This is a genomic window from Stenotrophomonas sp. SPM, assembly GCF_003105135.1.
Classification (GTDB): Bacteria; Pseudomonadota; Gammaproteobacteria; order Xanthomonadales; family Xanthomonadaceae; genus Stenotrophomonas.
In genome coordinates this window covers 1-3642 of sequence record NZ_QETL01000181.1, presented here as the reverse complement: position 1 = coordinate 3642, position 3642 = coordinate 1, and the positions used below count along the sequence as shown (strand labels likewise).

The 3642-nt window shown below is 67.3% G+C and carries 3 protein-coding genes; all 3 read left to right on the top strand.

Annotated features, from left to right (window positions below; all coding sequences use genetic code 11):
- Positions 1 to 140 precede the first annotated feature (140 nt).
- Positions 141 to 1232: a rod shape-determining protein RodA gene (rodA, locus tag DCO49_RS19665; protein ID WP_116865419.1), complete on the top strand. Its 1092-nt coding sequence runs from the start codon at positions 141 to 143 to the stop codon at positions 1230 to 1232.
- 512 nt (positions 1233 to 1744) lie between these two features.
- Positions 1745 to 2893 carry a lytic murein transglycosylase B gene (mltB, locus tag DCO49_RS19660; protein WP_116865418.1) on the top strand — a complete coding sequence of 383 codons (1149 nt, stop codon included), beginning with the start codon at positions 1745 to 1747 and terminating at the stop codon, positions 2891 to 2893.
- Positions 2890 to 3642 (top strand): septal ring lytic transglycosylase RlpA family protein (locus DCO49_RS19655; protein WP_133249456.1); only part of this gene is annotated, 753 nt, incomplete at its 3' end. The genes mltB and DCO49_RS19655, both read left to right, overlap by 4 nt.

Below are 3642 nucleotides of genomic sequence, written 5' to 3'. Positions count from 1 at the left end.
CTCCTCGCAGAGGAGGGATCCGACCCCTTCGTGTGAAAAGCAGCCGAGCATGGGCTCGGCTCTACAGAAGATGCTTAGCCGGCTATGGGCCGGGCGGCATCGGAAAGCTTCACGCAAGCGCCGCTCGCTACCCTGCCCGGGTGGAATGGAAACGTCTATTCGGCATCTGCCGCGAGGCGGTGCGTACGATCGATCTGCCGCTGCTGCTTGGGTTGCTGCTGCTGATGGCAGCCGGCCTGGCCGTGCTGCACAGCGTGTCGGGTCCGGTCACCGGGCAGGCCGCGCGCTTTGCCGGTGGCCTGGTGGCGATGTGGCTGCTGTCGCGGGTGTCGCTGCTGCGCCTGCGCGCGTGGACCCCGGCCCTGTATGTGCTGTCGATGCTGCCGTTGATGGCGGTGTACGTGATCGGGACCGGCAAGTACGGCCAACGTTGGCTCAACCTGGGGGTGTTCTACCTGCAACCGTCCGAGCTGCTCAAACTCAGCCTGCCGCTGATGATGGCCTGGTACCTGCACCGCCAGCCGCTGCCGCCATCGCCACGCGCGGTGCTGACTGCCGCGGCGCTGATCGGCGTCCCCGCGGTGCTGATCCTGCTGCAGCCCAACCTGGGCACGGCCACCCTGGTGACAGCCAGCGGCGTGTTCGCGCTGCTGCTGGCCGGCCTGCACTGGGGCTGGGTGGTGGCCGGGCTGGCCAGTGTGGCGATGGCCGCGCCGATGGCCTGGTTCGGTCTGCTGCGGCAGTACCAGAAGGATCGCGTACTGACCTTCCTCGACCCCGCCGCGGATCCGCTCGGCACCGGCTGGAACATCCTGCAGTCACGCATCGCCATTGGTTCGGGCGGATGGGAAGGCCGCGGCTGGGGCAACGGCACGCAGGCCACCTTGGATTTCCTGCCCGAGTACACCACCGATTTCGCGTTCTCAGTGCTGAGCGAAGAGTTCGGCTGGATCGGCGTGGCGACGATGTTCGCGCTGTACCTGTTCGTGGTCGGGCGCTGCCTGTGGATTGCCGTGCACGCGCGCGACACGCATGCGCGGTTGCTGGCCGGCAGCCTGGGGCTGGCGTTCTTTGTCTATGTTCTGGTGAACGGCGGAATGATTTCCGGCCTGCTGCCGGTGGTGGGCATCCCGATGCCGCTGGTCAGCTACGGCGGCACCTCGGCCGTTTCGCTGCTGGCGGGGATCGGCCTGGTGATGGCAGTGCGCGCGCACCGGCCGGTGAACGGGTAGCGCCGGGCCATGCCCGGCGGGTTTTGACCTCTTTAGCGTCGAGCCATGCTCGACGGCTTCCGGCGAAATGCAGTCGAGCATGGCTCGACTCTACGAGAGCGACTTCCCCGCCGACGAAGTTCCATAAAAAGTGCGGAACAATTCACACTTTGACGCAGCGTTGATCCGGATCAATGGACTTGTCGCAATCGGCCTGCACAATGGCGGCCCGTTCGGCACGGCGCGCCGTCTGTAGATGCAGCGGGAGGGGTCGTCGGGCGGGAAAGCAGTACTGGTGGTCCAACGGATACAGGGAGCGCGGGGCACTGTCACTGGGGAGCGACAGCCGCGCAGGTATCGACAGGATCCGGTCGCCGGTTGCGCCTGCGGGGATGGGGGCGCAACCGGCAACCTCTGCCTGAATGGGGCAGGGTGATCACGACGCCTTCACATTTCCCGCTGAACGCGGGCAAATCGTTGTGATTCATGGTGTTAGGGGTTTTAATTCATCCATGACCTGCTAACCTGCGACGATGATTCGACGCTCCCTGGCCTGCTTGCTCACCCTCGGTCTGGTCGCCTGCGCGACCCAGCCGACGTCCCCCCCGACTTCACCCCAGGCCAGCAGCACGCCGCGCCATCCGGCCGGCAAGCCCCAGCAGGGCCCGGCCGAAGCTGCCCCGGAAGCGACCGCAGCCACTGCGCCACCGGTTGACCTGACCCCGGTGCCGTTCGAGACCGCCCGCGCCAACTTCATCGCCGACACCGCCAAGCGTTATGGCCTGGCGCCGGCCGAGATCGCCCGCGTGCTCGACCAGGCGCAGGTGCGCCAGCCGATCATCGCGGCCATGTCGCGGCCGGCCGAGCGGGTCAAGCCGTGGAACGAATACCGGCCGATGTTCATCAGCAAGGCGCGCATCGATGGCGGCCGCGCCTTCCTGGCCGAACACCGCGCCGAACTGGACCGCGTGCAGCAGCGCACCGGCGTGCCCGCAGAAGTGATCGTGGCCATCATCGGCGTGGAAACCAGTTACGGAAAGAACGCCGGCAGCCACCGCGTGCTCGATGCGCTGTACACGCTGGCCTTCTATTACCCGCGCAGCGGCGACCCGGCCAAGCTGGAACGCGAAGTGCGCCGCGAGCTGTTCTTCCGCGATGAACTGGCCAAGCTGTTCGAGCTGGGCCGGGAAGAGAGGCTGGACATCACCACGCTCAAGGGCAGCTATGCCGGTGCGATGGGCATGGGCCAGTTCATGCCCTCCAGCTATCTGGATTACGCCGTCGACGGCAATGGCGATGGTCGCCGCGATCTGTTCACCAGCTACGACGACGTGTTCTCGTCCATCGCCAACTACTTCGTGAAGAAGGGCGGCTGGGTGCGCGGCGGTCAGGTGGCGGTGCCGGCCACGCTGGCGCCGGGGCGCGAGGAATTCAACCCGACCGAGTGGATGCCCACCTGGTCGCTGGCCGACCTGGCCCAGCGCGGCTACCAGCCCAGCGCGCCGGTGCAGCCGGGTGCCACCGCCACGCCGATCACGCTTGAAGGCAGCACCGGCAAGCAGTACTGGCTGGGCTTCCAGAACTACTACGCGATCACCCGCTACAACCTCTCCAAGATGTACGCGATGGCCGTGTTCCAGTTGTCGCAGGCCATTGCCGGACAGGAGCTGCCCCCGGCATGAACATCAGATGGCTGGTCCCCGGAATCGTCGTGCTGGCGCTGGCGGCCTGCAGCAGCGCACCGAACAAACCCAGTGCCGGCCATGGCGGCAAGGTGCCCAGCACGGTGGTGCAGGGCAAGGGCGGGCGCCCGGCGCACTGCCCGGACGGTTCGCCGTACGCGGCCGCCACCGAGGACCTCAGCACGCGCGGCAACTACACCGCCGGCGGGCTGTACAAGCCGGGGGTGAAGGACACCACGCCCAGCTACGTGCCGAACGTGGCCTGCATTCCCGAGCCGGAAGTGACCGCGATCGAGCGCTCGGTCATCGGCAACAAATCGCCATACGTGGTGCTGGGCAAGTCGTACAAGGTGCTCGACGACACCCATGACTATGTCGAGCGCGGCACTGCGTCGTACTACGGCGCCAAGTTCCACGGCCGCCTGACCTCCAACCGCGAGGTCTACGACATGTACCAGTTCACCGCCGCGCACAAGACGCTTCCGCTGCCCAGCTTCGCCCGCGTGACCAACCTGGACAACGGCGAATCGGTGATCGTGCGCGTCAACGATCGTGGCCCGTTCCACGATGGCCGCGTGGTCGACCTCAGCTACGCCGCCGCCGTGCGCCTGGGCATCACCCAGCGCGGCACCGGCAACGTGGAAGTGCGCGCGCTGCAGCCGGGCGAAAGCAACCTGCTGGCGCAGAAGCCGTCGCGCCGCGAGCGCCGTGCGGCCGAAGCCGCTGCGGCTGCCACGACCGTCGCCGCC